The 26283-nt window shown below is 68.3% G+C and carries 28 protein-coding genes; 9 read left to right on the top strand and 19 right to left on the bottom strand.

The window, feature by feature from the left end; all coding sequences use genetic code 11:
- Positions 1-86: 86 nt before the first annotated feature.
- Positions 87-542 (bottom strand): dihydrofolate reductase, encoded by a 456-nt coding sequence (locus ABZS29_RS04575; protein ID WP_355458529.1) that lies wholly within the window; start codon positions 540-542, stop codon positions 87-89.
- Positions 539-1330, bottom strand: a complete 792-nt coding sequence (locus ABZS29_RS04570) for a thymidylate synthase (RefSeq protein ID WP_355458527.1) — start codon at positions 1328-1330, stop codon at positions 539-541. Before ABZS29_RS04570 ends, ABZS29_RS04575 begins: the two co-directional genes overlap by 4 nt.
- A gap of 34 nt (positions 1331-1364) precedes the next feature.
- On the opposite strand from ABZS29_RS04570, the gene ABZS29_RS04565 reads away from it, so the two are divergent.
- Positions 1365-2012 (top strand): peptidyl-tRNA hydrolase, encoded by a 648-nt coding sequence (locus tag ABZS29_RS04565; RefSeq protein ID WP_355458525.1) that lies wholly within the window; start codon positions 1365-1367, stop codon positions 2010-2012.
- Between the two features lie 51 nt (positions 2013-2063).
- A complete protein-coding gene (locus tag ABZS29_RS04560; protein ID WP_355458523.1) occupies positions 2064-2453 on the top strand; it encodes a DUF3224 domain-containing protein in 390 nt (129 codons plus the stop codon).
- Here ABZS29_RS04560 and ABZS29_RS04555 read toward each other — a convergent pair.
- From ABZS29_RS04555 to ABZS29_RS04510, 10 genes are all read right to left on the bottom strand, one after another.
- A complete protein-coding gene (locus tag ABZS29_RS04555; RefSeq protein WP_355458522.1) occupies positions 2435-3022 on the bottom strand; it encodes a dihydrofolate reductase family protein in 588 nt (195 codons plus the stop codon). The genes ABZS29_RS04560 and ABZS29_RS04555 overlap by 19 nt on opposite strands.
- Positions 3023-3027: 5 nt before the next feature.
- Positions 3028-3630 (bottom strand): dihydrofolate reductase family protein, encoded by a 603-nt coding sequence (locus ABZS29_RS04550; RefSeq protein ID WP_355458520.1) that lies wholly within the window; start codon positions 3628-3630, stop codon positions 3028-3030.
- Between the two features lie 4 nt (positions 3631-3634).
- Positions 3635-4105 (bottom strand): SRPBCC domain-containing protein, encoded by a 471-nt coding sequence (locus tag ABZS29_RS04545; RefSeq protein ID WP_355458518.1) that lies wholly within the window; start codon positions 4103-4105, stop codon positions 3635-3637.
- On the bottom strand, positions 4102-4440 hold the full coding sequence (locus tag ABZS29_RS04540) for a metalloregulator ArsR/SmtB family transcription factor (protein ID WP_355458517.1): 339 nt from the start codon (positions 4438-4440) through the stop codon (positions 4102-4104). Before ABZS29_RS04540 ends, ABZS29_RS04545 begins: the two co-directional genes overlap by 4 nt.
- A 76-nt stretch (positions 4441-4516) precedes the next feature.
- The gene (locus tag ABZS29_RS04535) at positions 4517-6019 is read right to left on the bottom strand and encodes a multicopper oxidase domain-containing protein (protein ID WP_355458515.1); all 1503 of its coding nucleotides are present in this window, start codon (positions 6017-6019) and stop codon (positions 4517-4519) included.
- Positions 6016-6381, bottom strand: coding sequence for a hypothetical protein (locus tag ABZS29_RS04530; RefSeq protein ID WP_355458513.1), 366 nt, complete (start codon positions 6379-6381; stop codon positions 6016-6018). Before ABZS29_RS04530 ends, ABZS29_RS04535 begins: the two co-directional genes overlap by 4 nt.
- Complete coding sequence (locus ABZS29_RS04525) at positions 6378-6740, bottom strand: hypothetical protein (protein WP_355458511.1); 363 nt, start codon at positions 6738-6740, stop codon at positions 6378-6380. The genes ABZS29_RS04530 and ABZS29_RS04525 overlap by 4 nt, the downstream gene beginning before the upstream one ends.
- A gap of 87 nt (positions 6741-6827) precedes the next feature.
- The gene (locus tag ABZS29_RS04520) at positions 6828-7172 is read right to left on the bottom strand and encodes a hypothetical protein (protein WP_132404359.1); all 345 of its coding nucleotides are present in this window, start codon (positions 7170-7172) and stop codon (positions 6828-6830) included.
- A gap of 38 nt (positions 7173-7210) precedes the next feature.
- Entirely contained in the window at positions 7211-7423 is a 213-nt protein-coding gene (locus ABZS29_RS04515; RefSeq protein ID WP_355458509.1) for a hypothetical protein, read from the bottom strand.
- Positions 7424-7447: 24 nt separating this feature from the next.
- Positions 7448-8479: a LacI family DNA-binding transcriptional regulator gene (locus tag ABZS29_RS04510; protein ID WP_355458507.1), complete on the bottom strand. Its 1032-nt coding sequence runs from the start codon at positions 8477-8479 to the stop codon at positions 7448-7450.
- 114 nt (positions 8480-8593) lie between these two features.
- Between ABZS29_RS04510 and ABZS29_RS04505 the strand changes: the two genes are divergently transcribed.
- The gene (locus ABZS29_RS04505; RefSeq protein ID WP_355458505.1) at positions 8594-9298 is read left to right on the top strand and encodes a copper homeostasis protein CutC; all 705 of its coding nucleotides are present in this window, start codon (positions 8594-8596) and stop codon (positions 9296-9298) included.
- Positions 9295-9567 carry a DUF4031 domain-containing protein gene (locus ABZS29_RS04500; protein ID WP_355458503.1) on the top strand — a complete coding sequence of 91 codons (273 nt, stop codon included), beginning with the start codon at positions 9295-9297 and terminating at the stop codon, positions 9565-9567. Before ABZS29_RS04505 ends, ABZS29_RS04500 begins: the two co-directional genes overlap by 4 nt.
- A 16-nt stretch (positions 9568-9583) precedes the next feature.
- Here ABZS29_RS04500 and tuf read toward each other — a convergent pair whose 3' ends face one another.
- The 4 genes from tuf to ABZS29_RS04480 all read right to left on the bottom strand — a co-directional run bounded on the left by tuf (position 9584) and on the right by ABZS29_RS04480 (position 16179).
- A complete protein-coding gene (tuf, locus tag ABZS29_RS04495) occupies positions 9584-10771 on the bottom strand; it encodes an elongation factor Tu (RefSeq protein WP_355458501.1) in 1188 nt (395 codons plus the stop codon).
- A gap of 275 nt (positions 10772-11046) precedes the next feature.
- Positions 11047-13428: a hypothetical protein gene (locus tag ABZS29_RS04490; protein WP_355458500.1), complete on the bottom strand. Its 2382-nt coding sequence runs from the start codon at positions 13426-13428 to the stop codon at positions 11047-11049.
- Positions 13429-13586: 158 nt separating this feature from the next.
- Entirely contained in the window at positions 13587-15845 is a 2259-nt protein-coding gene (locus tag ABZS29_RS04485) for a PQQ-binding-like beta-propeller repeat protein (RefSeq protein ID WP_355458498.1), read from the bottom strand.
- 22 nt (positions 15846-15867) lie between these two features.
- On the bottom strand, positions 15868-16179 hold the full coding sequence (locus ABZS29_RS04480) for a metalloregulator ArsR/SmtB family transcription factor (protein WP_355458496.1): 312 nt from the start codon (positions 16177-16179) through the stop codon (positions 15868-15870).
- 88 nt (positions 16180-16267) lie between these two features.
- Between ABZS29_RS04480 and ABZS29_RS04475 the strand changes: the two genes are divergently transcribed.
- Genes ABZS29_RS04475 through ABZS29_RS04465 form a run of 3 tightly spaced genes read left to right on the top strand, consistent with a single transcriptional unit; the run spans position 16268 to position 19911 of the window.
- Positions 16268-17461 carry an MFS transporter gene (locus tag ABZS29_RS04475; protein WP_355458495.1) on the top strand — a complete coding sequence of 398 codons (1194 nt, stop codon included), beginning with the start codon at positions 16268-16270 and terminating at the stop codon, positions 17459-17461.
- 15 nt (positions 17462-17476) lie between these two features.
- Positions 17477-18487, top strand: a complete 1011-nt coding sequence (locus tag ABZS29_RS04470; RefSeq protein WP_355458493.1) for a hypothetical protein — start codon at positions 17477-17479, stop codon at positions 18485-18487.
- On the top strand, positions 18484-19911 hold the full coding sequence (locus ABZS29_RS04465; RefSeq protein ID WP_355458491.1) for a hypothetical protein: 1428 nt from the start codon (positions 18484-18486) through the stop codon (positions 19909-19911). The genes ABZS29_RS04470 and ABZS29_RS04465 overlap by 4 nt, the downstream gene beginning before the upstream one ends.
- Here the strand turns inward: ABZS29_RS04465 and ABZS29_RS04460 are convergent.
- On the bottom strand, positions 19888-21156 hold the full coding sequence (locus tag ABZS29_RS04460) for a helix-turn-helix domain-containing protein (protein ID WP_355458490.1): 1269 nt from the start codon (positions 21154-21156) through the stop codon (positions 19888-19890). The two genes, ABZS29_RS04465 and ABZS29_RS04460, sit on opposite strands and share 24 nt — an antisense overlap.
- A gap of 85 nt (positions 21157-21241) precedes the next feature.
- Between ABZS29_RS04460 and ABZS29_RS04455 the strand changes: the two genes are divergently transcribed.
- On the top strand, positions 21242-22324 hold the full coding sequence (locus tag ABZS29_RS04455; protein ID WP_355458488.1) for a ferredoxin reductase: 1083 nt from the start codon (positions 21242-21244) through the stop codon (positions 22322-22324).
- Between the two features lie 13 nt (positions 22325-22337).
- Positions 22338-23489 (top strand): acyl-CoA desaturase, encoded by a 1152-nt coding sequence (locus ABZS29_RS04450; RefSeq protein ID WP_355458486.1) that lies wholly within the window; start codon positions 22338-22340, stop codon positions 23487-23489.
- Here ABZS29_RS04450 and ABZS29_RS04445 read toward each other — a convergent pair.
- Both ABZS29_RS04445 and ABZS29_RS04440 read right to left on the bottom strand, forming a co-directional pair.
- Positions 23431-25446 carry an AAA family ATPase gene (locus tag ABZS29_RS04445; protein WP_355458484.1) on the bottom strand — a complete coding sequence of 672 codons (2016 nt, stop codon included), beginning with the start codon at positions 25444-25446 and terminating at the stop codon, positions 23431-23433. The two genes, ABZS29_RS04450 and ABZS29_RS04445, sit on opposite strands and share 59 nt — an antisense overlap.
- Before the next feature lie 37 nt (positions 25447-25483).
- Complete coding sequence (locus ABZS29_RS04440) at positions 25484-26266, bottom strand: phosphatase PAP2 family protein (protein ID WP_355458482.1); 783 nt, start codon at positions 26264-26266, stop codon at positions 25484-25486.
- Positions 26267-26283: the final 17 nt, after the last annotated feature.

Genomic DNA, 26283 nt, shown 5'->3' with positions numbered 1-26283 from the left:
CTCGCGTGCTGTCACCTCCGTGACGCGCACACAATCTACGCGGTTCCCGGTCGACATGGTGGTGTCGTTGCGTAGTCGTTGCCCGGTCAGCGACGTGTGTAGCTGACGAAGGTGAAACCGTCGCCGGGGTCGCGGGCGGTCTCGGTCCAGTCCGAGCGGTCGAAGGCCGGGAAGGTGACGTCGCCCGCGGGGGACTGGTCGACCTCGGTCAGCTCGAGGCGGTCGGCGTACGGGAGGGCCTGGCGATAGATCTCGCCACCGCCGGCCACGTAGAGGTCACCGTCGTCCTTGAGCGCCTCTTCGAGGGTGTGTACGACGTCGACGCCGTCGGCGGACCAGTCCGGCTGCCGGGTGACCACGACGGTACGGCGGCCCGGGAGTGGGCGGCCGATCGAGTCGTAGGTCTTGCGACCCATCACCAGCGTGTGGCCGAGCGTCAGCTGCTTGAAGTGCTGCAGGTCCTCGCGGATCCGCCACGGCAGGTCGTTGTCCCGCCCGATGACACCGTTGGCTCCGACCGCGGCGATGAGGATGATGCTCATACCGCGATGGGCGCCTTGATACCCGGGTGCGGGTCGTAGCCGACCAGCTCGACGTCGGCGATCTCGTAGGAGTCGATCGAGTCGCGCTGTGCGAGCTTGAGCGTCGGGAGCGGGCGTGGCTCGCGGGTGAGCTGCAGGCGGGCCTGGTCGAGGTGGTTCAGGTACAGGTGCGCGTCGCCGAGGGTGTGGACGAAGTCTCCGACTTCCAGTCCGGTCTGCTGCGCGACCATGTGCGTCAGCAGTGCGTACGACGCGATGTTGAAGGGGACTCCGAGGAAGATGTCCGCCGACCGCTGGTACAGCTGGCAGGAGAGCCGGCCGTCGGCGACGTAGAACTGGAACATCGTGTGACACGGCGGTAGCGCCATGTTGTCGACATCCGCGACGTTCCACGCGCTGACTATGTGCCGGCGGGAGTCGGGGTTCTTCTTGATGCCCTCGATCAGTCCGGCGATCTGGTCGACCTGCCGGCCGTCCGGAGTCGGCCAGGAGCGCCACTGGTAGCCGTAGACCGGCCCCAGCTCACCGTCCGCGTCGGCCCACTCGTCCCAGATCGAGATGTTGTTCTCGTGCAGCCACTTGATGTTCGTCGAGCCGCTGAGGAACCAGATCAGCTCGCCGATCACCGACCGCAGATGCAGCTTCTTGGTAGTGACGGCCGGGAAGCCTTGCCGCAGGTCGTAGCGCGACTGGTAGCCGAAGACACTCAGCGTGCCTGTCCCGGTACGGTCCCCTTTCTCCGCCCCGTGGTCCAGCACATGCTTCAGGAGATCCAGGTACTGCTGCATGCGGCCAAACCTACTCCCTGACAGACTCCCGTCCGTGGAGCACGTACTGACTCTGGTCATTCCTGTCGAGAAGAACGCTCGTCCCGAGCAGATCGACGCCCTGGAGGCCGCGGCGCGCGCCGTACTGGCGATCCTCGCCGACGACCGCTCCACCGGCGAGGGCGAGTGGGCGGCCGCGATGACCGCGTGGCAGGACCACCGCATCCGCAAGGTGGTACGCCGGGCACGGGGCGCCGAGTGGCGCCGTACCGAAGCCCTCCCGGGCCTCACCGTCACCCACGGCACCGCCGAGGTCCGCGTCTTCCCGCCGGTCCCGCTGGACGCCGTACCGAAGGACCTCGCCAAACTCCAGGTCACTGGTACCGACTTCGACCAGCCTGAGCCCCCCGCCGTACCGCATCCCAACACTCCGGTCATCTGGATCAACCCGGCGCTCCAGATGTCCAGCGGCAAAACCATGGCGCAAGTAGGCCATGGTGCGCACCTGGCCTGGCTGGCCCTCGCACCCGTCCACCGCAAGGAATGGGCCGCCGCCAACTTCCCCCTGGCCGTTCGCACCGCCAACCCGGCCCACTGGACCCAACTGCTCCACACTCGCTTCCCGGTAGTCCAGGACGCCGGCTTCACCGAGATAGAACCCGGCTCCCGCACAGTCATCGCCGAACACCCGCACCTGCGCTAGCTGTCGCGTTCTTACAAGCGGTGGGGGTGGGCTCGGGCTAGGGTCCGGGCCATGGCTGATCTACGCGAGACCAAAGGTGCGTTCACGATTGAGCTGCAGCCCGGCGAGGCATTGCTGGAGTCGACTGGGCGGTTCGACTTCAGCAAGGTGTGGACCGGTGGGATGGCCGGGACGAGCACTGGGTTCATGCTGTCGGCGGGGGACCCGTCGGTCGGTCAGGCGGGCTATGTCGCGTTGGAGCTTTTTCGAGGGAGTGTCGATGGGCTGGAGGGCACTGTCGTGCTGCAGCAGTTCGGCACGATGGGTGACGAGAGTGTTCTGTACTACGAGTTCGCACCGGGCTCCGGAACGGGTGAGCTGGCCGGACTGACTGGGACGATCGCGATCGACACATCTGGTGGCGGGCATGACGTGCTGGTGCGTTACCGGCTCACTCTGTAGTGCAGGTGGGTGACGCGGTCGCCTTGAACGACGGTGGGGTTGTCCAGGAGGACCTGCGGGCCGACGTAGTCGCCGAAGAAGCGCTTGCCGCTGCCGAAGACGACGGGTACGAGACTGTAGGCGATCTCGTCGACCAGTCCGGCGGCCAGGGCCGCGCCGGCGATGTTGCTGCCTTGGATGACGACGTCCTGGTCGCCGGCGTGCGCCTTGGCCTGCGCGATGGCGTCCTCGATGCCGTTCACGAAAGTGAAGGGAGCATCGGGGAAGGGCCAGTCGGTCGGGGGCTGGTGGGTGACGACGAAGACGTAATCGCCGACGGCGGGTACGCCGTTCCAGCCGTTGGTGATGTCGAAGAGGTGGCGTCCGATCACGCAGGAGCGGAGGTTGGGCCAGCTGCTGTTCAGATAGTCGGCGCTGGCCTGCGTGACGTGGAAGGGCCGGCCGCGGTCGGTGCCGTACAGCTCGATCGGTCCGTTGTTGTACCAGTCGAACAGCGGTCCGACCGCATCCTCGGTATCAGCGACGAAGCCGTCCAGTGACACAGCGGCGGCTGCGATGACGTTGCTCACGGCTACTATCCCTTCCCGACCGCATAGGTGAGGTGCTGAGCGGACGGCGTCGAGACGGACTCGGTCAGCTCGAGCGTGAACCCAGGCCCCGCCTCAACGGGGAAGAGCCGCGTCCCCGCTCCCAGTACGACGGGCGCCACGTGCAGCCGCAGTACGTCGGCCAGTCCGGCCGCGAGCACCTCGTGACAGATCTGCCCACCGCCCATCACGACGACATCCTTGCCCTCAGCAACATCTCGGGCCCGCGCGACCGCCGCCTCCGGACTGTCGACGAACCGGAATCGCTCGCCCAGCCGCGGGTTCTCCGGCGCCGCGTGCGTGACCACGAACACCGGCGGGTTCACCTCGCCGGTCGGCTTGGCGCCGTACCCCATTTCGTCGCTCCAGCCCTGCGGGCCGTCGATGATGTCGAAGAGGTTCCGGCCCTGGATCACCGCGCCGGTGTTCTCGAACGAAGCATCCAGTACGGCGCTGTCCTCGGGACCGCCCTGGAAAACCCAGTAGTGCAAGGCCTCGCCGCCGTCGCCGAGCCCGTTGTCCAGGCCGACGTTGGGCCCGGTGACGTAACCGTCCACTGACACCGAGATGTCGATCACGACCTGCGTCATCTCGTCAGCCCTCCTTCGCGACGAGCTCGGCCAGGCGGTCCATGGAGTCGTTGATGCCATCCGCCATGCCGTACTCGATGGACTGGTCGCGGGCTTCGATCGACGGGAAGACGGACTGCTGGTGCAGCCGGACGCCGGTCTCGGTCGGCTCCAGCGTCAGCTTCTCGATGCAGACCTGGCCCGGCGCGCCTTCCCACTCGAAGGTCTGGATGACCATCGCGTCCTGCTCGACGGTGTGGAAGACACCGCGGAACGCGTACTCGCCGTTCGCGTCGCGGTGGATGTAGCGGTACTTCCCGCCCGGGCGGACGTCGTACTCCTCGATGATCGCCTCGAGGTCGCGCGGGCCGAGCCACTCGCCCAGCAGCTCCTTGCTGGTCATCACCTTGAACAGCTGAGCGGGGGTGGCCTCGAACTCCCGGGTGACCTCGGCGAACGGCGTACCGGCGGGGGTGTTGATGGTGGTGGCGTTCATTGCTCCTGCTCCTTGACGGTTTTGAGGACCGCGTCCATCCGGCGGAAGCGGCGTTCGGTCTCCAGCCGGTACTCGTCGATCCAGCTGGTCAGCGCTTCGAGCGCGGCCGGCACCAGGTGGCAGGGGCGGCGCTGGCCGTCCCTGGTCCGGGTGATCAGCCCGGCGGCCTCGAGCACCTGGATGTGCCGCGAGATCGCCTGCGTGGTGATCGGGAACGGTTCGGCCAGCTCGTTGACGGTCGCCGGACCGCGCGACAACCGCGCGATCATCGCCCGCCGGACCGGATCGCCGAGCGCGGCGAAGGCCCGGTCGAGCTGTTCATCGTCAACCGACATCTTTATCAACCATTCCCTTGATCAACCGATGTGTTGAATATAGGGAACCGCGTCGCCAGACGTCAAGAGGGCGGGTTCAGGTCGTTTCGAAGGCGGCCATCATCGCCATGTCCTCGTGCTCGAGGTTGTGGCAGTGGATCAGGTACTTGCCCCTGTGCTCCGTGAATCTGACCAGCACCTCGACCACCTCGGCCGGCTTCACGTCGACGGTGTCCTTCCAGCCCGCGTCGTACGGGCCGGGTTTGCGGCCGCGGCGGCTGAGCACCTGGAAGGGCGCGAGGTGGACGTGCACCGGGTGGTGCACGTCGGTGACGAACGACCAGATCTCGTACTGACCCAGTGGCACCTGGGCCTGCATGTTCACAGGGTCGAAGGCCTTGCCGTTGATCGTCCAGCCCTGGTGGTTGCCGGTGTTGCCGCGACGGAAGCGCCACTGGCGTTTGACGATGCCGGTCGGCGCTTCGATGGCGGCGTACGACGAGAGCTTGGCGGGGATGCTGCTGTCGTCACTGGCTCGGCGGGCGACTGTGAAGCGCAGGACGGGTGCGTTGTTGTCGAGTCGGTTGACCACAGTGACTTCGTCACCCGGCTGGTACGCCGAGAAGTCGACGATCACGTCGAATCGCTCGGCCGGTGCGATCACCAGCGTCTCGTGTTCGACCGGGGCGTCCAGTAGACCGCCGTCACTGCCGATCTGCACGAACTTCGCGGGACCGCGGTCGAAGGCCAGCTCGTACCGGCGCGCATTGGCTGCGTTGAGGATGCGCAGCCGGTAGCGCGCCGCGTCCACCTCGTGCACCGGCCACGGTGCGCCGTTCACCAGCGTCACATCGGCCACAACGCCTTCCATGTAAGCCGATTCGACACCAGGTCCGTCCTTGCGTGCTGGGTAAAGGAACGAGCCGTCTTCGGCGAAGGCGCGGTCCGCAATCACCAGTGGGATCTCACGGTCGCCGTGTGGCAGTGGGAGGCGGTCCTCTTCCTCGTCGCGGATCAGATGCAGCCCGAAGAGTCCGCGGTAGACCTGCGGCGCGGTGTAGTCCATCCGGTGGTCGTGATACCAGAGCGTGGCTGCGCGCTGCGTGTTCGGGAAGGTGTATGTGCGGCTTCCGGTCTTCACATCACCGCCCTGCATGGTGTGGTGACCGGAGTGGTCGTGGTGTTCACCTGCCGGCATCAGCAGGTCCAGCGGCCAGCCGTCGCTCGCAGCGGGTGTGTGACCACCATGCAGGTGCACAGCCGTCGGTACGTCGAGCTCGTTCACCTGCTCGACCACAGTGGTCTGGCCGCTGCGTACGTCGAACGTCGGGCCGGGGAACAGGCCGTCGTACCCGAGTACTTCGGTCTTGAGGCCAGGGAGGATCTCCAGACTCGCCTTGCGCTGTACGACGCGGTGGCGGCCGGGGCTGGTCGGCTTCTTGGTCGGTGGAATCGGCAGGGGGATGGTGAAGGGCTGGGGAAGTTTCGCCTTGCTGCGCAGGAGTTCACCGGACTGTGCGGGAGACGCGTCCAGTCCGCAGCCGGCCAGAGTGGCGGCAGCTCCGGTAGCGGCGAGCAGGGTGCGCCGGGACAGCTTCACGGTGTGACCTCCTGGCGGAATGACCAGACGGTCATCCAGATGACGGTGCCGACGATCGCCGTACCGAGTGGGACGTGGACGGCGAAGTTCTGCAGATAGCCGAAGATGAGCTGGATGAACTCCGCCGCGACGAGTGCCATCGACCACAGCACTGGCTGAACGCGACTACCGCCGCGGAGCCAGTAGATGGCGGCAATGAGCACCTGGAGGAATCCGACCATCCAGATGCTGCCGCCGATCGGCCCATGGATGTTCATCGCATCGACCTCACCGGCCAGGAAATAGCCGGCCAGGATCGGTTGGGCGCAGATCAGGATGCAGTGCAGCAGTAGGACGATCCGCAGTGCCCACAGGGTTCTCATGCCGACGCCGTTCGGCGGCAGATCCAGGCGGCGAAACCGACCGCGCTGCCGATCAGTGCGACCCCGAGTGGGACGTGAACCGCCAGTTGCTTGGTGTAGCCCATGACGATCTGAGCGACCTCCAGGGACATGATCAGCAGCGCGATCCCCGGTGCGAGCAGGCGGCCGCCGCGGCGCCAGTAGACGATCGCGACGATCAGTTGGCCGAGGGCAACGAACGCGAGCCCGGTGCCGACCGGCTCATGGATCTTCAGTCCCGTGGTGGACCCGTTGAGGTAGATCCCGATCGCGATCGGCTGGACGCAGACCGCCACCGCATGCACGACGGCAACCACTCGGAGAACACGCAACCAGCTCATGTAGCCAGACAATAGTAGTCTGGCTACATGTAGGGCAATCAGGTATTACCCGGACAGAGCTCTCCTGGGAATCGGGGTCGGTGCGGTTTACGTGAGGTGGCCGAGCGGCGCGACGGTGATCCCCGCGCGCTCGCAGACCCAGTGCGGGTCCGGACCGAGCTCCGGCTCGATCCGGAGCTCGTGATCGTTCAGGTCGTCGCAGGCGGTGCAGCGCGGCCAGCGGATCCGGGAGTCGACCAGCCGGTCCTGCACGTCCTGGGCGACCAGGCCGGCGATGTGCTCGGCGCCGTCCGGCCATTGGTCGAGCCACCACTGCCGCTCGGCGACCGCGTCCTCGACCACGGTCACCATGACGGCGTCGTTGAAGCCCCGCGCCGCCAGGTCGTGCAAGACCATGGCTCGCGCAGTCAGTAGTACTCCTGGCTCACTCATCGCCCTTCAGAGTGCCAGACGCCACCGACAATCCCCAGTCAGTGGCTGCACGAGGGGCTGGGATCGAGGCGCTCCGCCAGCCGCAACTCGTGAGCTGCCGCGGACCGCAGCGCTGCGCTGATCCGAGCGCGCAGTACGGCGGCGCGGCGCGACGGCTCGTCGTACGGCTGCTGCGGAGCGTTCGGAAGTGCGGACTGGGACAGTGCGCGTGCATTCTCGACGGCGGTGTTGCCGGCAATGAAGTAGGTCATGACTGCTCCCTCCTGAGAGCGTGATCAGTTCTTGGGTGCGGGTCCGCTGCTTGCGCGGACTACCAGCTCGGTCGGTAGCAGGATCTGGCGCTCGGTGACCTCTGGGTCGAGCAACAGTCGCCCGAGGAGCCGGCCTTTGTCCTTGATGGGTTGGTGAATGGTCGTCAGGCCGGCCTGCTCAGCAGCAGGGATGTCGTCGAAGCCGGTCACGGTGATGTCGCGCCCGGGGACCAGTCCGCGCACCCGCAGTGCCTCCATCGCGCCGAGCGCCTGTACGTCGCTCAGTCCGACGATCGCGGTCGGTCGGTCCTGGGAGTCGAGCACCCAGCCGGTGCCGGCCACTCCGGAGTCGAAGGCGTTGTAGCCACCGGACACCAGCCGGATGCGAGCTTCCGGCATCGCCTTGCGCAGTCCCTCGAGTCGCAGTGTCGGGTTGCCGCTCGCGACCTGGTCCGGTTCCAGCTCCCCGGTACTGCCCGGCGTCCGTGCGTTGTCGAGCAGTACGACGACGTCGCGGTGACCGAGGCGGGTCAGGTGCTCACCCAGGGAGGCGGCCGCGGCCACCTCGTCGATCGCGACCCAGCTCTCGGTGAAGTCGCCAGGGTCGGTGGATGCGGCCGGCAGGCCGCGAGCGGTCAGGATTTCGAGCGCCGGATGACCGTGTGGCACGCAGAAGATCGCTGCGGCGTCGATGGCGGCCTGCTTGACTGCCGTGCTGTTGTCGGCGGTGTCCTCGCCGCCCAGTGGCATCAGCAGCAGGCTGGTGCGGAACTGCTCAGCGACCTCGGCCAGGCCGGCCAGGAAGCCGACGGCGAACGGATCCGAGAACGCGTACGACAGCTTGTCGGTGAACAGCACTCCGATCGACCCGGCCTTGCCGCTGCGCAGGGCCCGCGCCGACGCGTCCGGCCCGGCGTAGCCGAGCTCGTGCGCGGTAGCGAGGATCCGGTCGCGCAGTGCGGCGGAGAGCTGGTCCGGCTTGTTGTAGGCGTTGGACACCGTCGACGGTGAGACGCCCACGGCCTTCGCCACGGTCTTCAACGTCACCCCGGCCATCGCTGCCACCGCCTTCTGAATCGTTCTTCTAAATCGATCTAGAAAAACGATACAGAAGGTTCTGCGAGAGCGCAACGGTCGGCTCCACAGATACCGCCTGGGATGATGGGGCGCATGGCGTCGTTGCTGGAGGTGATCGCCCTGCATCCGGCGGATGCGGAGGCGGCGCAAGAGGGTGGTGCGGACCGGCTCGAGCTGTGCGCGTCGATGGAGGCCGACGGGCTGTCGCCGTCGGTCTCGACGGTCAGTGCGGTCCGCCGCGCGACCGATCTGCCGCTGCGGGTGATGCTGCGGCTGTCCGACTCGTTCACCACCAACGGCGCCGAGCTGAACCGGATGACCGCGCAGGCGCAGTCCTACCTCGCCGCCGGTGCGGACGGGTTCGTGCTGGGCTTCCTGACCCCGGACAACGTGATCGACGTCGAATCGGTCGCCGCACTCGCCAGCACGTTCGCCGGTACGCCGTGGACGTTCCATCGCGCGATCGACGCCGTACTGGATCAGCCGGCTGCCTGGCGGGCACTGCGATCGCTGTCCGGCCTGGACTGCGTTCTGACCGCAGGGTCGTCGCTGGGCGTCGAACACGGGCTGGACGACCTCCTCAAGCTGGCCAAGGCTGATCCGGCCGTGGCCGGCGTCATGATGGCCGGTGGCGCGCTCAAGCCCGAGCACGTGCCCTGGCTGTACCAAGCCGGCGTCCGCCGCTTCCACGTCGGCTCGTCGGTCCGCCAGGACGGCTCCTGGACCAAGGCCTACGTGAACTCGCGCTTCGTCCGCTCCTGGCGCAACCTGCTCGACGCACAGGACTCCCGCGGATGATCCTGATCGATCCGCCCGCCTGGTCCGCCTGGAACCGCCTCTGGTCCCACCTCGTCAGCGACGAGTCGCACGAAGAACTGCACGCCTTCGCCAAAGCCGCCGGCATCCCGGCCCGCGGTTTCGACCGCGACCACTACGACGTCCCCAGTGACCGCTACGACGACCTGATCGCTGCGGGCGCCGTACCGGTCTCCAGTCGTGAGCTGGTCCGCCGCATCACCGCCGCCGGCTTGAGACACCGGAAAAGGCAACAGCCCCCAACCGGTTGAGGTTGGGGGCTGTCGGTCAGTCGAGTAGCTCGGTGACTGTGCCTGCCGCGACGGTGTGGCCGCCTTCGCGGACTGCGAAGCCGAGGCCGACGTTCATGGCGATCGGCTTCACCAGCTCCACGGCCAGGTCGACCGTGTCGCCCGGCATGACCTGGGTGGTCGTGCCGAGGTCGATACCGCCGGACACGTCCGTGGTCCGGAAGTAGAACTGCGGGCGGTAGTCCGCGGCGAACGGCGTGTGCCGGCCGCCTTCAGCGGTGGACAGTGCGTGCAGGGTGGCCCGGAAGGCGCGGTGCGGGCGCACCGTGCCGGGGACTGCGACCACCATGCCGCGACGGACCTCGTCCCGCTTCACACCACGAAGCAGGATCGCCGCGTTGTCACCGGCCTGTACGGCGTCCAGCGTCTTGCCGAACGTCTCCAGGCCGATCGCCGTGCTGCTGACGGTCTCACCGAGACCGACCACGTCCACGGCCGCACCGACCTGCAGCGTGCCGCGCTCGACCGCACCGGTGACGACCGTGCCCCGGCCGCTGATCGTGAGCACGCCCTCGATCGGCATCAGGAACGGCTCGGTCAGCTCGCGCTCCGGTGTCGGCACGTAGCTGTCGACCGCATCCAGCAGTTCGCCGATCGCGGCGGTCCACTGCGGGTCGCCCTCCAGCGCCTTCAGGCCGGAGACGCGAACCACCGGTACGTCGTCGCCCGGGAAGCCGTACTCCGACAGGAGCTCACGGACCTCCAGCTCGACCAGGTCGAGCAGCTCGGGGTCGTCGACGGTGTCCGCCTTGTTCAGCGCGACCACCAGGTACGGCACGCCGACGCGCTGCGCGAGCAACACGTGCTCCCGCGTCTGCGGCATCGCACCGTCCTGCGCGGAGACGACCAGGATCGCGGCGTCCACCTGCGCGGCACCGGTGATCATGTTCTTCACGTAGTCGGCGTGCCCGGGCATGTCGACGTGTGCGTAGTGACGGGACGCGGTCTCGTACTCGACGTGGCTGATGTTGATCGTGATGCCCCGCGCGACCTCCTCCGGCGCCCGGTCGATCCCGTCGAACGCGACGAACCGGTTGGCGGCCGGGTCGCGCTCGGCGAGCACCTTGGTGATGGCGGCGGTCAGCGTGGTCTTGCCGTGGTCGACGTGACCCATCGTCCCGATGTTGAGGTGCGGCTTGGACCGCACGAACTGGCTCTTGGCCATGAGTTTTCCCTTGCTGGTCAGAAGATTCCGAGAGTTCAGAACCCTCCGGCTGGCCTTCCGGCGCTGTCACCGCAGCGGAAGGGGGCCGGTGGTTGGCCACCCTCTTCCGCGGGTTCTGGGATCAGCAGGAAGAGGGTCGGCTATCGACTGACGCGGCAGCCCACGTGGGAGCGCCCGTCAGGCCGGTGCCTGACAGGAACAGCTCGAAAACCACGCGGTACATGCGGATCACGTTAGGAAGTAACAGCGCCTAGGGCAACGTAATTCCCGGCAGGTCAGTTCAGAGCGAACAGCCGGGTGCCGTCGGAGAAGACGGGCCGGGCGCCGGCCACTGTGGCGATCGGCTTGTTGCAGGTGACCTCTTCGGAGCGAGCAACCGATGCGGCCGTCGGACCGGGCAGGATCGGCCGGGGCTGGATACCGGCGGTGCCGATCATCACCGGCGAGCAACTGCCGTTCGGCTGCGGCATCAGCGTGATCACGCGGCCGTCCGGGAGCAGCGCGAAGCCGTCCCGCGGGTACTCGGGCTGCTGCAGCTGCGGCGGCACCTGAAGCAGATGGTGCCACTGCGGAGTGCCGTCGGCCGGGCTGGCCGCAGAGACGTCGTACGTCTGCGGCTGCGTCGGGTCGGTCGCGTTGCGGCAGGTGATCAGGACGAGTGATGCGTGGGTGGCAGCGAGCTGCGCGTCGCACGACGCCGCACCGAGCCGGGGCCGCGGCGTACCGGGTACCGGAGTGGTCCAGCTGATCCGGCCCTCGCCGACGTCGATCGACCACTGGTAGAGCGTTCCGCCCGCAGCAGCCGTCCACACCAGGCCGGAGACCTCACGCGTGTCCGGTACGGCGACCAGGTCGCCGACCCAGGTGTCCGGGTCCAGTTCGGCGCTCAGGTCGAACCGCTGACCCAGGTCGACCTCCCAGCGCTGGTCGCCGGTCTTCAGGTCCAGACCGCGGACCACTGCGCCACTACCGGCGCACGCGTCGACCACGATGGCCTGGTCGCTCATGAGCTCGCCCTGCGTCACGTTGCAGCGCAGCCGCGTCCGCCAATGCGTCGGGTTGCTCACGCCGTGCGCGGCGACGTAGTTGCCTTCGGCGATCAACAACTGGTCCTGGTTGACGGCCAGTGCACGACCATCGGTGTGAACCTCGGTCAGCACCTGCCCGCTCACTGCATTCAGTACGGCGTACGTCGGCAGGTCGATGCCGGTCGGGGCGCGGCTCCCGGCGTACGGGAGGTTGGCGGCGACGGTGCGGCCGTCACCCGAGACCAGGAGGCCCTTCGAACCGCTGGAGGCGGCGTCATTGACGTCTGCCCGGGCATAGCGCCAGCGGATCTGACCGGAGTTCGCGTCGGACATGACCACGCCGTCCGGACGCAGCTCGGCCACCCCGCCCGCCGTACCGGCGATGGCACCGGCAGCCGGTACTTCGCGCGACCAGGCGAGCGTGCCGTCGAACTGGACCGGCTGCTGGGTCGGCTCGGCGGTGGTCGTCGTACTGACCGTGTTGGCCGTCTCCAGCCGGGCCTGCACGAACGGCTCACCGGCGGACACCACGATCCAGGCCAGCAACGCACCACAGACCGCTGTCGCGGCGACGCCGAGCCACTGCGGCGGCGCCTGCGAGTACGGCGGTGCGCGGCGGAGCCGACGTGCCAGCGCCAGCAGTCCGCCGGAGAGGATGAGTGTGATCGACGCGAGCATCAGGTACGGCCAGCGCTCGGACATCGCGGCACCGGGCTGAGCCGCCGGCCAGCGCCACCAGCAGATACCCACCGCGATCGCACCGGCAACTGCGAACAGTGCAGCCGGGATGGCCAGCATCCGCTGCCGCGCACGCCGGAACCACGCGCAGCCGAGTGCTCCGGCCACGACGGTTCCCGCGATCGGCGTCCACACCGGGAAGCCAGTGATGTCAGCTGGGTCAGCCGGCCACTTCGACGCGGCGCCGAGGCCGCGGCCGAGCAGGACCGACGCGGCCACGACCGCACCGAGCGCAGCACCGAAGTACACGATCGGGATCAGTCCGCCGATCGGCCGTGCGGCCTTGGGGCCCCAGGAGTCGAGCTCCCGGTCGATGTTGGCGCGGGCCGCCCGTTCCCAGGAGTCGTGGGCGGCGGGAGTCGTGTACAGATCGGTCTCGGCCAGCCCCTGCAGGAACGACATCCGGCCGCGGGCGAAATTCCGGTCGTCGATGTGCGCGTACTCCTGCCGGATGCCGGCGGCGTACTCGTCGTACCGGTCGGCGGGCAGGCTCAGGATGCGCAGGTCGGCGTCGCACAGCACCGCGCCGTTCGCGTCGTCCGGGGCGCAGTCGTGCTTGGCGGTCAGCCGGACCAGGCGGCCGACCTCCGCGACCTTCTCGGCCTCGACGCCGTACGTGGCGAGCTCGAGCTCGGCCAGCTGGGCGGAGACCTCTTCGTTCTCACCGGGCTCGGCCTGCGGGTCGTAGATCGCGTCGTGGAACCAGGCGGCCAGCCGGACGGTGTCCGCGTCGTCGGCGGCGTCGGCCAGCTCGTTCACCGTGCGCAGAACCTCGGTCAGATGACGCTGGTCGTGATAGTGCCGATGTTGCTCTGCGTAACGAGCCAGCAGATCATCGCCCAATGGCTGCGCGTGCGGCAGCAGGCGATTCCACTGGTCGCGCAGGTCCATGCCAGCGAGTCTCGCACCCCCGAGGAGCCTGTCACGACCGATCTCGGGGTCCCGGAGACTGTCGTGGCCAAAGCGATACCGGCTCGTCACCTGACCGCTTCGAAGGGTCCGCACAGCGCTGGTTACGTGCTGAGTCTTGCGCTCTGGATCACACTGAGTTAGCGCAAGGCGATGACAGCGTTGTCCCCGCTCACCAGCACCTGATTACCGACCGCATGGGCGTCGCGACTACAGGTGATTCCGAGTGGCAGCCGGACCTGCCGGAAGCCGGCCTGCTCGATGATGTTGGCCCAGCATGCTTCGGTGTCCCGGCTGAGCGAGATCACCCGCCCGTCCGGGGTGACCGTGACCTTGGCCCGCGGGTCGACGCGGGCGGTGGTCTGCCAAGCGGTCCGGCCGGTGGCGGTGTCGATCGCCGTGACGACCGTGTGCCGGTTCTGGATCGAGCTCGGTCCCGGACAGTCGACGACGATGAGGTAGCGGCCGGCCGGGTTCAGCAGTGTGCGACAGGCCCAGGTTTGCGGCACCGGCCACCGCCACTTGACCGCACCGGTCCGCGGCTCGATCGCCGTCAGCGCCTGCGGTACGTCGGAGTCGCCGCCCGGCTCGGCCACGACGACCAGTCCGCCGGCGACGACCGGACGGCGGTACGTGTCGGTCGCGGTCCTTGACCACAGCTTCTTGCCCGTCTTCAGGTCCAGCCCGGTCACCGCGTCGGCCTCGTCGCCGCAGTTGCCAAGGAATGCGACCACAGCGTCCGTTGTGGCGACCGCGCTCAGATCGGAGCAGTCGCCCGGCTCGAAGGTCCACCGCTCGTGACCGTCCGGGTCGAGCCCGTGCAGCTTGTCGGAGCCGTGCAGGGCGTGCTCGCCGGTCAGCAGGGGCTGTGCCTGCTGGATGAGGTGGTTGCGCGTCCGGCTGGGCCAGGCAGCCTTGCGCTGACCGGTGTTGGCGTCGAGCAACAGGTAGCCGACATCGGCGAACTCTGCGAGCACGTAGGCGCCGTCGCCGGTCGCCAGGATGGTCGGCCGCTCATCGGAGTCGGACCGGCTGTAGCGCCAGCGCAGATCACCGGTCGCGGCGTCGAGCATGTCGACGACACCGTTCGGGCGGGGGATCGCGATGCCGTACTGAGTGCTGATCGCTTCTTCCGCACCGGCGCCGAGAGTCGCTTTGCTCACCCAGGCGACCGTCCCGTTCAGAGACGACGGGATGGCCGTGCCGGCTGGCCGGGGTGATCGTTCGATCCGCTCGTTCGTGCTCAAGACGTAGTTGCGCGCCAGCGGCTGCACCACCAGCAGCAGCGTGAGCGCAACGACTCCCGGTACGGCGAGCCACGCCAACTGCTGTCCGAGGTTCCGGCTCGGAAGGAAGCGCGCGGTTCTCGTGCGCAGTAAGGAGCCAGCGAGCGCTGAGCCACCGGAGAGCAGCAGAAGCAGCAGTGCGGCGATCAGCAACGGCACTCGCAGACCCACGCCGACAGCTGGATTGGTGCGCGGCGCCTGGGCCCAAGCAATCAGCAGTCCGGTAACAGCAATCGCCAGTACGACGCCTGCGACCAAACAAGCTCGTTGACTCGAACTCCGCGCGCAGCGGAACAGCACCGGCGCGCTGATGAACGCCACCGCCGCCAAAGCGACCGGCGGCCAGCCGACTTCGCTCGGTGCGGTTGGGATCTGCCAGGAGGCACCGGCAGCTGCGATGGCGACCACAGTGGAGCCAATGGCGCAGAACATTGCCGTTGCGGTCAACGCGGCCTGCTGCCAGCCGCGCCAAGGTGCGGGGAGTTCGCTGTCGAGATTGGCCAGCTCTGTCTCAAGATTGACCCGGGCGACCGGACCGAGGCGTTGCCTGGCCAGCTGGGTCCGGTAGAGGTGGCCGTCGAGCAGTTGGCGCACATCGTTGTACCGCTGCTCCAGTGCGCTCCGGCGGTCGCCTGCATCCCGGCGTACCTCCGCTGCATGCACGGCGTACCGGACCGGGTCGGCGGAGAGGATGGCGTTGACCGCATCAAGCAGTACGTCGCCGTTCGCGTCTCGCCGAGGCGGTGCGTACGAGTCGGCCGGGGGTGCGGTCAGGTCGCCGGTCAGTCGAACCAGCCGGGCGACTTCGGCGACTCGGATCGCGGCGACGCCGTACTGGGGGAGGAGGCGTTCGGCCAGTCGGGCGGAGGCTTCGGCGTCCTCGGTGGGTGTCCCGCCGGGTTCGTGCACTGCGCGGTGGAACCAGGCCGCGAGCCGGACCGAGGCCGGGTCGGTCGACAGCTGGATCAGCGACTCCAGTGCGGTCAGCACGACCTCGAGGTAGTGGTCGCGATACGCGCGGCGGTTGCGCCCGACGTACTGAGTGATCAGCTCGTCGGCGAGTTCACCGGGACCGGGCACCAGGCCGTCCCAACGCGCGCGTAGCTCGACCACCGGGCCAGTCTGCCAGTCGCCGTCACTGCTCGGCCGACAGCACTCCGCTCAACAGTCCTGGGTACAACGCGTCGAGGTCCTCGCGGCGCAGACTGCTGATCCGCCGAGTGCCCTCAGTGTGAGTAGTCAGTACGCCGGCCTCGCGCAGCGTGCGCAGGTGGTGCGCCCGCGTCGACGGCGTGACCGGCAGCTCGATCTCACCACAGGCGATGCCTTCCGGAGTGTCCGCCAGCGCACGGACGATCTGCAGCCGGACCGGCTCGCCGAGCGCCTGCAGCACCGCCTCGACGCGGATCTCACCCCGGTCCGGCTGGGGGAGCTGTTTCCTGGTCATGTGTCCATAGTACGACGCTTATCGAAGTTCGATGACTTTCGTAGTACGATCTTCATCGAACTACTCGAATCGTCCCGGGAAGGACCTCATGTCCGCACGGATCTACCTGCTCGGTGCTGGTGCGTTCGCGGTCGGCACCAGCGCGTATGTCGTGTCCGGCGTGCTGCCCGATGTCACCGCCGAGCTCCACGTCTCGCTGACCGCCGCCGGTCAGCTCGCTACCGCGTTCTCTCTCGCGTACGCCGTCGGTGCGCCGATCCTGGCCACGCTGACCGGCCGGTGGGAGCGCCGTACGCTGCTGATCGCCGCACTCGTGCTGGCAGCGCTGGGCAACCTGATTGCCGCCGTGGCGACCAACTATCCGGTGCTGATGGCCGGGCGGGTGGTGGCTGCGTTCGGCGCTGCCGCTTACACACCTGCGGCCACGCTGTTCGCCACTGGCTTGCTGCCACCTGAGGAGCGCGGCCGGGCTGTCGCTGTCGTCTTCGGCGGTCTGACGTTCGCTCTGGTGCTCGGTGTGCCGGCCGGCAGCCTGCTGGGCCCGACCCTTGGCTACAAGGGCGTATTCGCACTCATTGCAGTTGTTGCGGTGCTGGTGGCTCTCGTCGAGCGGACTGCGCTGCCGAAGGTGCCTGCGCCACCTGTGGTCAGTTTGCGTGAGCGTTTCGCCGGACTGACCGATCGGCGTGTGCAGATCGTGCTGGCGATGTCGGTGCTCGGCGTACTCGGTGCGTTCAGCGTCTACATCTACATCGTGCCGCTGCTCAAGGAGACCGCCGGTCTGACCGGCAACGTCACCGGCGTACTGCTGCTGGTGTACGGCGTCGGCGCCGTGGTCGGCAACCTGATCGGCGGCCGCGCCACGGATCGCTTCGGCAGCATCCGCACGCTCATCGTGCTGCTGATCGGCATCATCCTCGCCGTCAGCACTCTGGACATCACGGCCCGCACCACGGTGGGCGCAGGCATCGCACTGTTCGTCTGGGGCATGTTCACCTGGGCCTTCAACCCGCCCATCCAGAACCTGCTGCTGGAGCTGGGCGGTGGTCTCCTGATCGCGCTCAACGCCTCGGCCATCTACCTCGGTGCCGGCCTGTCCGCGGTGGTCGGCGGGCTGGTGATCCAGGTGGCCGGACTGCAGTACCTGCCGCCGCTGGCCGCCGTACTGTCGCTGATCGTTCTGGGCCTGACACTGACCCTTCGGCGCGACCCTGCCCTCGAGGACATCGAGGACCTGGAGCACGTAGAAGCGGAGCCCATGGTGGTGTCGCCCTCCAGCTAGTGCAGGCTATCGGCCATGCGATTGCTGGCCGCCCTGATGCTGCTGACCACCTCGTTGACCGGAGCTGCTGACCCCACTCCGGTCATCGACGGGTGGAAGAGCTCCCCTGTGTACGTCGATCCGACGCAGCGCGCGCTGGTCCCGGACCGCGACGCGGAGGAGCTCAAGTCACGGGTCGCCGGGCAGACGCCGGCCATCCGGATCGCCGTGGTGCCGGCGGCTCTGCTCAACACCGGCGGTGGCGACAACGGCGCCGCGGCCAGGGCGTATGTGGATGCTCTGGTGGACAAGCAGGCCGCGGACGGCATCTACCTGGTGGTCTTCGGCGGTGCGCTGATCTGGGGGAGTGCGGTCGGTGTCGACGCCCCGATCGCGAGCATCCTCACCGAAGAGCTGGCCAGGCACAGCCGATCCGACCCGGTGGGCACGCTCAACGGCGTACTCGACCAGCTCGACGTACCGAAGGCTTCCAGTGGCCCGCCGGGATGGATCTGGCTGGCCGGGCTGGTCCTGGTGCTGCTCGCGGGTCTCGGCCTGCTCCGGCGCTGGTGGAAGAACCGGCCGGACAGCAATGACGGTCCGGCGCTGTACCGCCCGTCGTACGACGTCCTGCCGGACGAGGCCGACACACTCGCGGAGCGGCAGGCGCTGGCGCGTGAGGACGTCACGCGGTTCGGTGAGGAACTGGATGCCGCGGACGTGCGTCTGGAAGGCGTGGACAACGCGGCGGACGTGCAAGCAGCACTGGATGCGTACGCCGATGCCGGGCGAGTGGTCAACGGCGACCTGGACGACGACGAGCTGATCGACGTCCGTGCCCGCGTCGAGTACGGGCGCTGGCGGCTCGCTTGTGCGCAAGCAAAGGTCGCGGGCACACCCGCACCGCCGCGTCGCGCACTGTGCTTCTTCGACCCGGGACATGGTGTCTCGGTGACCGACTGGATGTTCACCCCCGGTGGCGGCCGGCCCCGGGAGATACCGGTCTGCAAGGCCTGTGAGAACCGACTCGCAAGGAGTGGACGATGAAGCGCCTTCTTGCCGTACTCGCCCTGGTGGCGATCCCGGTACTGCCCGCCCAGGCAGCAACAACCACGCCGAGCGACTACCTGAACGACGTCGCCCGAAACCTCGGTGACACTGGGGTCTGGGTCGACCCCGAGGTGAGCCAACTGAGCTCCAGCGAAGTCGCGGAGCTGGATGCGGCGGCCAAGAGGTCAGTAGCTCCGATGCGGATCGCGGTTGTTCCCGCGGCCAAGCTGAAGAACAGCAAGTACTCGTCTTCACTCGCCTGGGAGGGCGAAGAGATCGCCGACCAGTTGTACGACCGCGTCGGCGTCGAAGGCGTGTACGCCGTACTGGTCGACGCAAGATCGCAGAGCCAGGGCCGCGGCTTCCATGCTGTCCAGCGAGCCGACAAGGGACCGACGTACGACGTGGGCGGCGCGGTGGACGAGGCTGTCGACTGCTGCGCGCCGAACTACGAGAGCATGCTGGTGCGATTCATCCAGCGTGCTCAGGTGATCAACAAGCCCTGGTACGTCGATGTGGCGCCCTGGGCCGGCGGTGTGGTCGGACTGTGGGGACTGTGGTGGGGTGCAGTCACCTTCGGAGCGCACCGAGCGCGGCGGCGGGACGAGAAGGCGCACCTGGAAGTCACTCGGCCGATCCTCAACGAAGAGATCATCCAGCTCTCGCAGCAGATCGCTGCCCTGCCCGCGACGAACGACCCGCAGCAGGCGAAGCTCTCCAAGGATGTGCTCGACGCAGTGGAGAAGGCACGGCACCGGTTGGATGCGGCCAAGACCGACCCCGATGTCGAGGCAGTGACGACCCTGCTGGGCTCGGCCCGCTACGGGCTCGTCTGCATCGACGCAGTGCGCGCCGGCAAGCCGATCCCCGAGCCGACACCGCCGTGCTTCTTCGACCCGCGGCACGGACCCAGTGTGGCCGAGGTGGAGTGGCAGCCGGAAGGCGGCACGAAGCGCGCGGTGGACGTGTGCGCGGACTGCAAGCGGCGCGACGAAGCCGGTGAGAGCCCGCAGATCCGGATGCTCACCCTGCGGCGATCGCCCATGCCGTACTGGTCGTTCGGCGAGGAGATGGCCGCCTACATCGACGGCTACTGGTCGCAGGGCGCCGGACCGCGCTGGTGGTTCCCCGACCAGGAGGCTCGCCGGGCCGGTCAGGAGATGCGGTCGCGGTGGGGCTCCCGTCGCGCCGGGGCGCGGTTCGGGCGCCTCACCTCGAGTATCGGCTCGTCGGCCGACAGTTGGTCGTCGTCGTCCTCCGGGTCCTCCTGGGACAACGACAACGACAACGACAGCAGCGGTGGTGGCTGGTCGAGCGGGTCGAGCAGGCGGCGGCGCTCCTACTCGTCCCGGACGCGGTCCAGCGGTGGCGGCTCGTCACGACGTTCGTCACGTCGCTCAGGTGGGTCCCGCGGCTTCTGAGCTCTTCGGCACGGACAAGGCGACGGTCAGGTCCAGGACGGTCTGCGGGTCGTCCAGCCGGGTTCCATAGAGCTCACGGAGCTGCGTCATGCGGTAGCGGACCGTCTGCGGGTGGATGTGCAGAGCGGCGGCGACGTCGTCCCGACGGCCCAGGTGCAGCAGCCACTCGCGGAGCGTCTCGGCGAGACGGTCCGCGGTGGCCGGGCGCAGATCCTTGAGCGGTGCCAGCACCTGGCGCCGGAGGTCCTCAAGAGCCGTCGGATCGGCCGTCGCGACCAGCGTGGCGAGATGGCTCTCGGTGTCGACGGCTGCGTCGCCTTCGGCAGTGAGCTGGAGCCGACGCGCCTGCAGCGCGCGCAGGTACGACGTACGCACAGTCATCCACGGTTGAGCCGGACCGACGGTGGCCTGGCGGCCGCGGAGGTTACGCAGCAGCGCGGTCCGAGCCGAGCCGTCGGCATCGGGAAGTAGCAGCACACCGAGCTCGGCCGGGTCCTCCGCACCCAGGGGGGCAGCCAAGTCGCTCAGTTCGGCCAAGTCGTCGTCCGGATGCAGGGTTCGTGGATCCAGCGCACCGAGGAGGTCTCGCAGATGAGCGCTCGGCAGGATCACGGCGGTCAGCGTCCGCGGCGGCTCCCAGTCGGCCTGCTGGGCTCTGCCGACCAGCTGGTCGGGCGCGTCGCCGAGCAGGAGGCTGCGGCTCAGCGCCTGCAGATAGCGTTGCCGGACGCGGCCGGTGGTAGCCAGCTCGTCGGTGTGACCGGAGACGCTCGCCGCGGAGAGCTCGTCGATGTAGGCGAAAACCAGTTCGGCGAACCTGGCGATGGTGTCAGCAGGGAGTTCGGCCTCCACCGCGGTGCGGGACAGCTCGCGCCAGGACACTCGCGCGCCGACGCGATAGGCGGCGAGTAGAGCGTCCATGCTCCGGCCGCTACGGGCCTCGCCACGACCCAGAACGTACGCACCTTCCAGCGTGGGTGTGTGCGGCGTACCGGGCTCTCCGCTGCTGGCCAGCCGCAGGAAGCCGCCGAGGGCGAGCTGAACGGCGCCTTCGATCTTGGGTCCCATCGGTCCGGCCAGGGCGTTGGTATAGCCCGGAACCTCGGCGATGATCGCCGTCACCGTCCGGCCGGCGATCTCGGGCAGTCTGGTGCGGAGGAGATCGATTGCCGACTCGCCGAGCTCGAGTTCCGCGGCGCCGCGAGCTGTGCGGCTGGCGTGCGGCGCAGGGTCGGTTTCGGGCAAAACTGTTCCCTCCGAACAATTGCGACTTTCAGATTCACCGTCCTTGGTCATGAAACTACACCGCAGGTCGAGGATCCTGGAAGGCATGACCACCTTTGCCTCGGACCCCCGCGCGCGGCAGTCGCTCCGCGACCGGCTGCGTGACCGGGTCTGGCAGGTTGCGGCGGCGGCCACCCACCCGCGTGACCCCGCCGACTACCTGGACATGTTCCGACCGCTCCGGGCCGGTGCCGACCTGCGCGCCCGCGTGGTCGAGGTCCGCGCCGAGACCGGCAACGCGGTGACCGTCGTGCTGCGGCCCGGCGCCGCCTGGCGCGGCCACCGACCGGGTCAGTACGTCCGGATCGGCCTCGAGGTCGACGGCGTCCGGCTGTGGCGTTCGTACTCGCTGACCTCCGCGCCGGGCGAGGGGCTGATCGAGATCACTGCGAAGGCCGTGCCGGACGGCGTGGTCAGCGCGCACCTCGCGCAGGACCTGCGGCCGGGCCAGCTCGTGCACCTTGACCAGGCGGTCGGGGACTTCGTGCTGCCGGACCCGGCACCGGCCAAGATCCTGTTCGTCACCGGCGGCAGCGGCATCACCCCGGTGATGGGGATGCTGCGGGCCGGTATCGGCCGGCTCGAGGACGCGGTCCTCGTCCACTCCGAGGCCAACGCCGACGCGGTGATCTTCGGCGACGAACTGCGTGAATACGCCGCAGCCGGGCACCTGCGGTTGGTGGAGCAGCACACCGACACCCAGGGGAGACTCGACGTCGCCGCGCTGGCGGACGTCGTACCGGACCTTGCGGAGCGCGAGACCTGGGCCTGTGGACCGGCGGGTCTGCTCGATGCACTGGAAGAGCAGTGGTCGGGCGTGCTGCACACCGAGCGGTTCCGGACCGCACTGGCCGAACCCGGCGAGGGCGGCAGCGTCACCTTCTCGGCGACCGGTACGACGGTCGAGCTCGACGGTACGACGCCGATCCTCGACGCCGGCGAGCAGAACGGCGTACTGATGCCGTCCGGCTGCCGGATGGGCATCTGCTTCTCCTGCGTGCTGCCGCTGCGCTCCGGCTCGGTGCGCGACCTCCGGACCGGAGAGGTCACCACCGCCGCACCCGGTGACGGCGTACTCGTTCAGACCTGCATCTCGGCCGCGGCCGGCACCTGCGACATCGACTGTTGAGGAAGAGACCCATATGACTGTTCTGCAGAAGAAGGCCGGCAACCAGGTCGACCACCTGACTCCCGAGGACATCGAGGAGATCGGCCGCCGTCTGGACGAGATCCGGGCCGAGGTGATCGCCACCCGTGGCGCCCGCGACGCGGCGTACATCCGCAAGGTGATCAGCGTGCAGCGCAAGCTGGAGCTGGGCAGCCGCGCGGTGCTGTTGCTCTCGATCTTCCCGCCGGCCTGGCTGATCGGTACGGCGGGCCTGTCGGTGGCCAAGATCCTGGACAACATGGAGATCGGCCACAACATCCTGCACGGCCAGTGGGACTGGATGCGCGACCCGAAGATCCACTCGACCACCTACGAGTGGGACCACGCGTCGCCGGCCGAGCAGTGGAAGCACGCGCACAACGACCTGCACCACACGTTCACCAACGTGGTCGGCAAGGACAACGACCTCGGCTACGGCATCATGCGCGTCGACGAGGACCAGCGCTGGTACCCGCTCTACCTGGCGCAGCCGTTCTGGAACTTGGTCAACGCCCTGTTCTTCGAGTACGGCATCGCGGCCTACGACCTCGAGCTCGGGAAGAACCTGGCCACCAAGAAGCGCCGCCAGGACCCGGACTTCAAGGCGCGTGCCAAGCAGGTGCTGAAGAAGATCCGCGGCCAGATGACCAAGGACTACGTCGTGCACCCGCTGCTGTCCGGACCGTCGGTCCTGCACACGCTGGCGGCGAACGCGGTCGCCAACCTGGTCCGCAACGTCTGGTCCCACTCCGTCATCATGTGCGGGCACTTCCCCGAGGGCGTCGAGACCTTCGAGAAGAAGTCGATCGACGGTGAGACCCGCGGCGAGTGGTACCTGCGCCAGATGCTCGGCTCGGCCAACATCAGCGGCAACCGCGCGATGCACATCATGACCGGCAACCTGTCGTACCAGATCGAGCACCACCTGTTCCCGGACCTGCCGAGCAACCGGTACCAGGAGATCGCGCCGAAGGTGCGGGCGATCTTCGACGAGTACAACCTGCGCTACACCACCGGACCGCTGCCGAAGCAGGTCGCGTCGGCGTGGGCGAAGGTGTTCCGGCTGTCGCTGCCGAACGACTTCGCGGCTAAGTTGCGGCTAGGACGTCCGGTAGTTCCTGCTCGTGGAGAACTGCCAGCGACGTGACGGCACGGGTGAGGCAGACGTAGAGCCGGCGGAGGCCGGTGCGCTCGTCGGCCTCACCCGCCACGATGCCGGCCGGCTCCACCAGCACCACGTGGTCGAACTCGAGACCCTTGGCCAGTGACGCCGGTACGACGTCCAGGTGCGACTCGACGTCGTCCTCGTCACCGAGTACGGCGAACGTGAGCCCCTGCTCCTGCAGTGCCTTCCGCGTGGCCGGTACGAGCGCGTCGGGGACGATCATGCCGATCGAGCCGAGTCGGGCGGACACGTCACTGACTGTCTTCACTGCGGCTGCGAGGCTGTCGCTGACCCGGCTGATCGTGAGCTCACCGCGCGCACGCCGTACGGCGGTCGGAGGCGTGAGGTGGGGCGCGATGATCGGCAGCAGGCGAGCGGCGTACTCGATCACTTGACCGGGGACTCGGAAGCCTGCGGTCAGCTCCTCGGTGTGGGCACCGGACTTGCCCAGGTGCTTCAGGGCCTCGTCCCACGACGGTGTGGCCCACGGGGTGGTGCCCTGCGCGATGTCGCCGAGCACTGTCATCGATCCGGTCGAGCACCTGCGGCCCACCGCGCGCAGCTGCATGGCAGACAGGTCCTGCGCCTCGTCCAGCACCACGTGGCCGAGTGACGGCGTGCGGTCGACCAGGTCGGCGATCTCGTCGATCAGAGTGGCATCGGCAACCGACCACTTGGCCGCACCAGCAGAACGCGGTGCCTTCGCCCAGATCAGCATCGCCTGCTCTTCGTCGGTCAGGATGCCGTCGGCGTGCCGGGCGAGCAGTTCCGGCTCGGTGTAGAGGCGGAACAGCAGCTTGGCCGGGTCCACGGCCGGCCACAGCGCTTCGGCGTACTGCTTGACCGGACGGCTGCGAGCCACAGCGTCTTGAACGCGGTCGTCCGGTGAGTCACCGGCCGCCTCCATCCGCAGCAGTACGGCGTGCGCCAGCCGCTGCGGCAGCATCGCTCGACCGGCGCCGTACCGGATGCCGCGGGTGCGCAGCTCGGTCACCAGCTCCTCGGCCTGGTACGCCGCCACGCGCCAGCGGTGCGAGCCGCGCGGTACGACCAGCGCCTCCTCGGGCGTCCGCACCTGCGACCAGACAGCCCGGTGCAGCACCTCCGCCATCCGGGCATCACCCTTCAGTACGTCGAGCGCCGCCGGACCCGGCCCGGTCACCTTCACATGGGCGACCAGCTCCTCGACGGTGGTCTGCTTGGCTTCGATCTCGCCCAGCGCGGGGAGTACGTCGCCGATGTAGCGCAGGAAGCTCGCGTTCGGGCCGACCACCAGGACTCCGGCCCGGCTGAGCTGGTCCCGATAGGCATAGAGCAGGTACGCCGCCCTGTGCAGGCCGACTGCGGTCTTCCCGGTCCCCGGCGCGCCCTGAACGCAGATCGTCTCCTCGACGCCGGCGCGGACGATGACGTCCTGCTCGGGCTGGATGGTCGCCACGATGTCGCGCATCGGGCCCGAGCGTGGTCGCTCGATCTCAGCGTCGAGGATGTCGCTGTGCTCCTCGACGGGCGCGGCGGAGGTCAGGTCCTCGTCCTCGAAGGCGGTCAGCTCGCCGTGGGTGAAGCCGAACCGTCGCCGCGCGCCGACCCCCATCGGCTCGGTCCGGCTGGCCCGGTAGAACGGCACCGAGATGTCCGCCCGCCAGTCGATCACCATCGGCTCGCCCTGGTCGTCGTTCACGTGCCGGCGACCGATGTGGAACGTCTCCGGAGCGGGGTCGACGTAGTCCAGCCGACCGAAGAACAGCGGGACCTCCGGGTCGTCCTCGAGCTCCTTCATCCGCCGCCAGATCGCAGCCTTCAGAAACTCTTCGCTGACCGGGTCCGCGCTGTGGATCTCCAGGGCGCCGGTCTTCTCCCGCATCTTCGCCAGTGCGGCCCGGGAGTCCTTCAGATAGTTCTTCTCGGCCTGGAGGGTGTCGGACGTGTCTGCGGGCATGAGTGACCTCCAGCAGGGGGTGGGGGGCTCGGCTACGTTACTTGAGCACCTGCCGGAGCGGTACCGAATTACGAGTCCGCGGCAGGTCGTCGTGCAGACCCCGGCGGAGCAATAGCGGCAGGCAGGCGGCCAGCAGCACCAGAGCCACCAGTCCGTCCAGCCAGTAGTGGTTGGCGGTCATCACGACCACCGCGAAGGTGATGATCGGGTGGGCGAGCCACAGCCACCGCCAGCGGGACCGGGTGATCAGAATCATCGACAAGGCGATCAGTGCCGCCCAGCCGACATGCAGGCTCGGCATGGCGGCGAACTGGTTCACCACGCTGCTGGACCGGTCCGCGCCGTACACGGATTGGCCGAAGGCCAGCCCGGTGTCGACGAAGCCGGGCATCATCCGCGGCGGTGCGAGCGGGAACGCGATGTGACCGATCAGGGCGAGTCCGGTCAGCGCTGCGATCGTCCACCGCACGTTCGAGTACGCCTTCGGGCGCCAGATGCTCAGCCAGAGCAGTACGGCGCCGGTGAGCGGCGCATGCACGGAGGCGTAGTACAGGTTCGCCGACTGGACGAGATGCGGGACGCTGAGCGCGGCCTGCTGGATGCTGACCTCGTTGGGCAGATGCAGCCAGCTCTGAAACGACAGCACCTCGCGGGCATGGTCGAAGGCCGAGCCGGTGTGTTTCGCGGCGATCTGCCGCCCGGCGCTGTAGACGCCGAACAGCGTCGCCAGCAGCACCGCCTCCCGAATCACTCGCCACACTGTCGTCCGGCGGTGTTCCGCGCCGACCCCCGTCAGCCCCTCCAGCGCTTGCGTCCCCATACCTCTCGACGGTACCT

It is taken from the genome of Kribbella sp. NPDC005582 (assembly GCF_040605415.1).
In the GTDB taxonomy this organism is placed as follows: domain Bacteria; phylum Actinomycetota; class Actinomycetes; order Propionibacteriales; family Kribbellaceae; genus Kribbella.
The sequence above is the reverse complement of the archived record's forward strand: the minus strand, read 5'-3'. Positions and strand labels throughout refer to the sequence as shown.

Bases quoted from the DNA above. Each gene is read 5' to 3' on its own strand.
- ABZS29_RS04505 (WP_355458505.1), top strand. From the start codon at position 8,594: ATGGCGTCGTTGCTGGAGGTGATCGCCCTGCATCCGGCGGATGCGGAG.
- ABZS29_RS04480 (WP_355458496.1), bottom strand. From the start codon at position 16,179: ATGACCAGGAAACAGCTCCCCCAGCCGGACCGGGGTGAGATCCGCGTC.
- ABZS29_RS04440 (WP_355458482.1), bottom strand. From the start codon at position 26,266: ATGGGGACGCAAGCGCTGGAGGGGCTGACGGGGGTCGGCGCGGAACAC.
- ABZS29_RS04465 (WP_355458491.1), top strand. From the start codon at position 18,484: ATGAAGCGCCTTCTTGCCGTACTCGCCCTGGTGGCGATCCCGGTACTG.
- ABZS29_RS04470 (WP_355458493.1), top strand. From the start codon at position 17,477: ATGCGATTGCTGGCCGCCCTGATGCTGCTGACCACCTCGTTGACCGGA.
- ABZS29_RS04540 (WP_355458517.1), bottom strand. From the start codon at position 4,440: ATGTCGGTTGACGATGAACAGCTCGACCGGGCCTTCGCCGCGCTCGGC.
- ABZS29_RS04530 (WP_355458513.1), bottom strand. From the start codon at position 6,381: ATGAGAACCCTGTGGGCACTGCGGATCGTCCTACTGCTGCACTGCATC.
- ABZS29_RS04500 (WP_355458503.1), top strand. From the start codon at position 9,295: ATGATCCTGATCGATCCGCCCGCCTGGTCCGCCTGGAACCGCCTCTGG.
- ABZS29_RS04570 (WP_355458527.1), bottom strand. From the start codon at position 1,330: ATGCAGCAGTACCTGGATCTCCTGAAGCATGTGCTGGACCACGGGGCG.
- ABZS29_RS04510 (WP_355458507.1), bottom strand. From the start codon at position 8,479: ATGGCCGGGGTGACGTTGAAGACCGTGGCGAAGGCCGTGGGCGTCTCA.
- ABZS29_RS04455 (WP_355458488.1), top strand. From the start codon at position 21,242: ATGACCACCTTTGCCTCGGACCCCCGCGCGCGGCAGTCGCTCCGCGAC.
- ABZS29_RS04560 (WP_355458523.1), top strand. From the start codon at position 2,064: ATGGCTGATCTACGCGAGACCAAAGGTGCGTTCACGATTGAGCTGCAG.
- ABZS29_RS04475 (WP_355458495.1), top strand. From the start codon at position 16,268: ATGTCCGCACGGATCTACCTGCTCGGTGCTGGTGCGTTCGCGGTCGGC.
- ABZS29_RS04445 (WP_355458484.1), bottom strand. From the start codon at position 25,446: ATGCCCGCAGACACGTCCGACACCCTCCAGGCCGAGAAGAACTATCTG.
- ABZS29_RS04525 (WP_355458511.1), bottom strand. From the start codon at position 6,740: ATGAGCTGGTTGCGTGTTCTCCGAGTGGTTGCCGTCGTGCATGCGGTG.
- ABZS29_RS04550 (WP_355458520.1), bottom strand. From the start codon at position 3,630: ATGACGCAGGTCGTGATCGACATCTCGGTGTCAGTGGACGGTTACGTC.
- ABZS29_RS04450 (WP_355458486.1), top strand. From the start codon at position 22,338: ATGACTGTTCTGCAGAAGAAGGCCGGCAACCAGGTCGACCACCTGACT.
- ABZS29_RS04575 (WP_355458529.1), bottom strand. From the start codon at position 542: ATGAGCATCATCCTCATCGCCGCGGTCGGAGCCAACGGTGTCATCGGG.
- tuf (WP_355458501.1), bottom strand. From the start codon at position 10,771: ATGGCCAAGAGCCAGTTCGTGCGGTCCAAGCCGCACCTCAACATCGGG.
- ABZS29_RS04545 (WP_355458518.1), bottom strand. From the start codon at position 4,105: ATGAACGCCACCACCATCAACACCCCCGCCGGTACGCCGTTCGCCGAG.
- ABZS29_RS04515 (WP_355458509.1), bottom strand. From the start codon at position 7,423: ATGACCTACTTCATTGCCGGCAACACCGCCGTCGAGAATGCACGCGCA.
- ABZS29_RS04490 (WP_355458500.1), bottom strand. From the start codon at position 13,428: ATGGACCTGCGCGACCAGTGGAATCGCCTGCTGCCGCACGCGCAGCCA.
- ABZS29_RS04520 (WP_132404359.1), bottom strand. From the start codon at position 7,172: ATGAGTGAGCCAGGAGTACTACTGACTGCGCGAGCCATGGTCTTGCAC.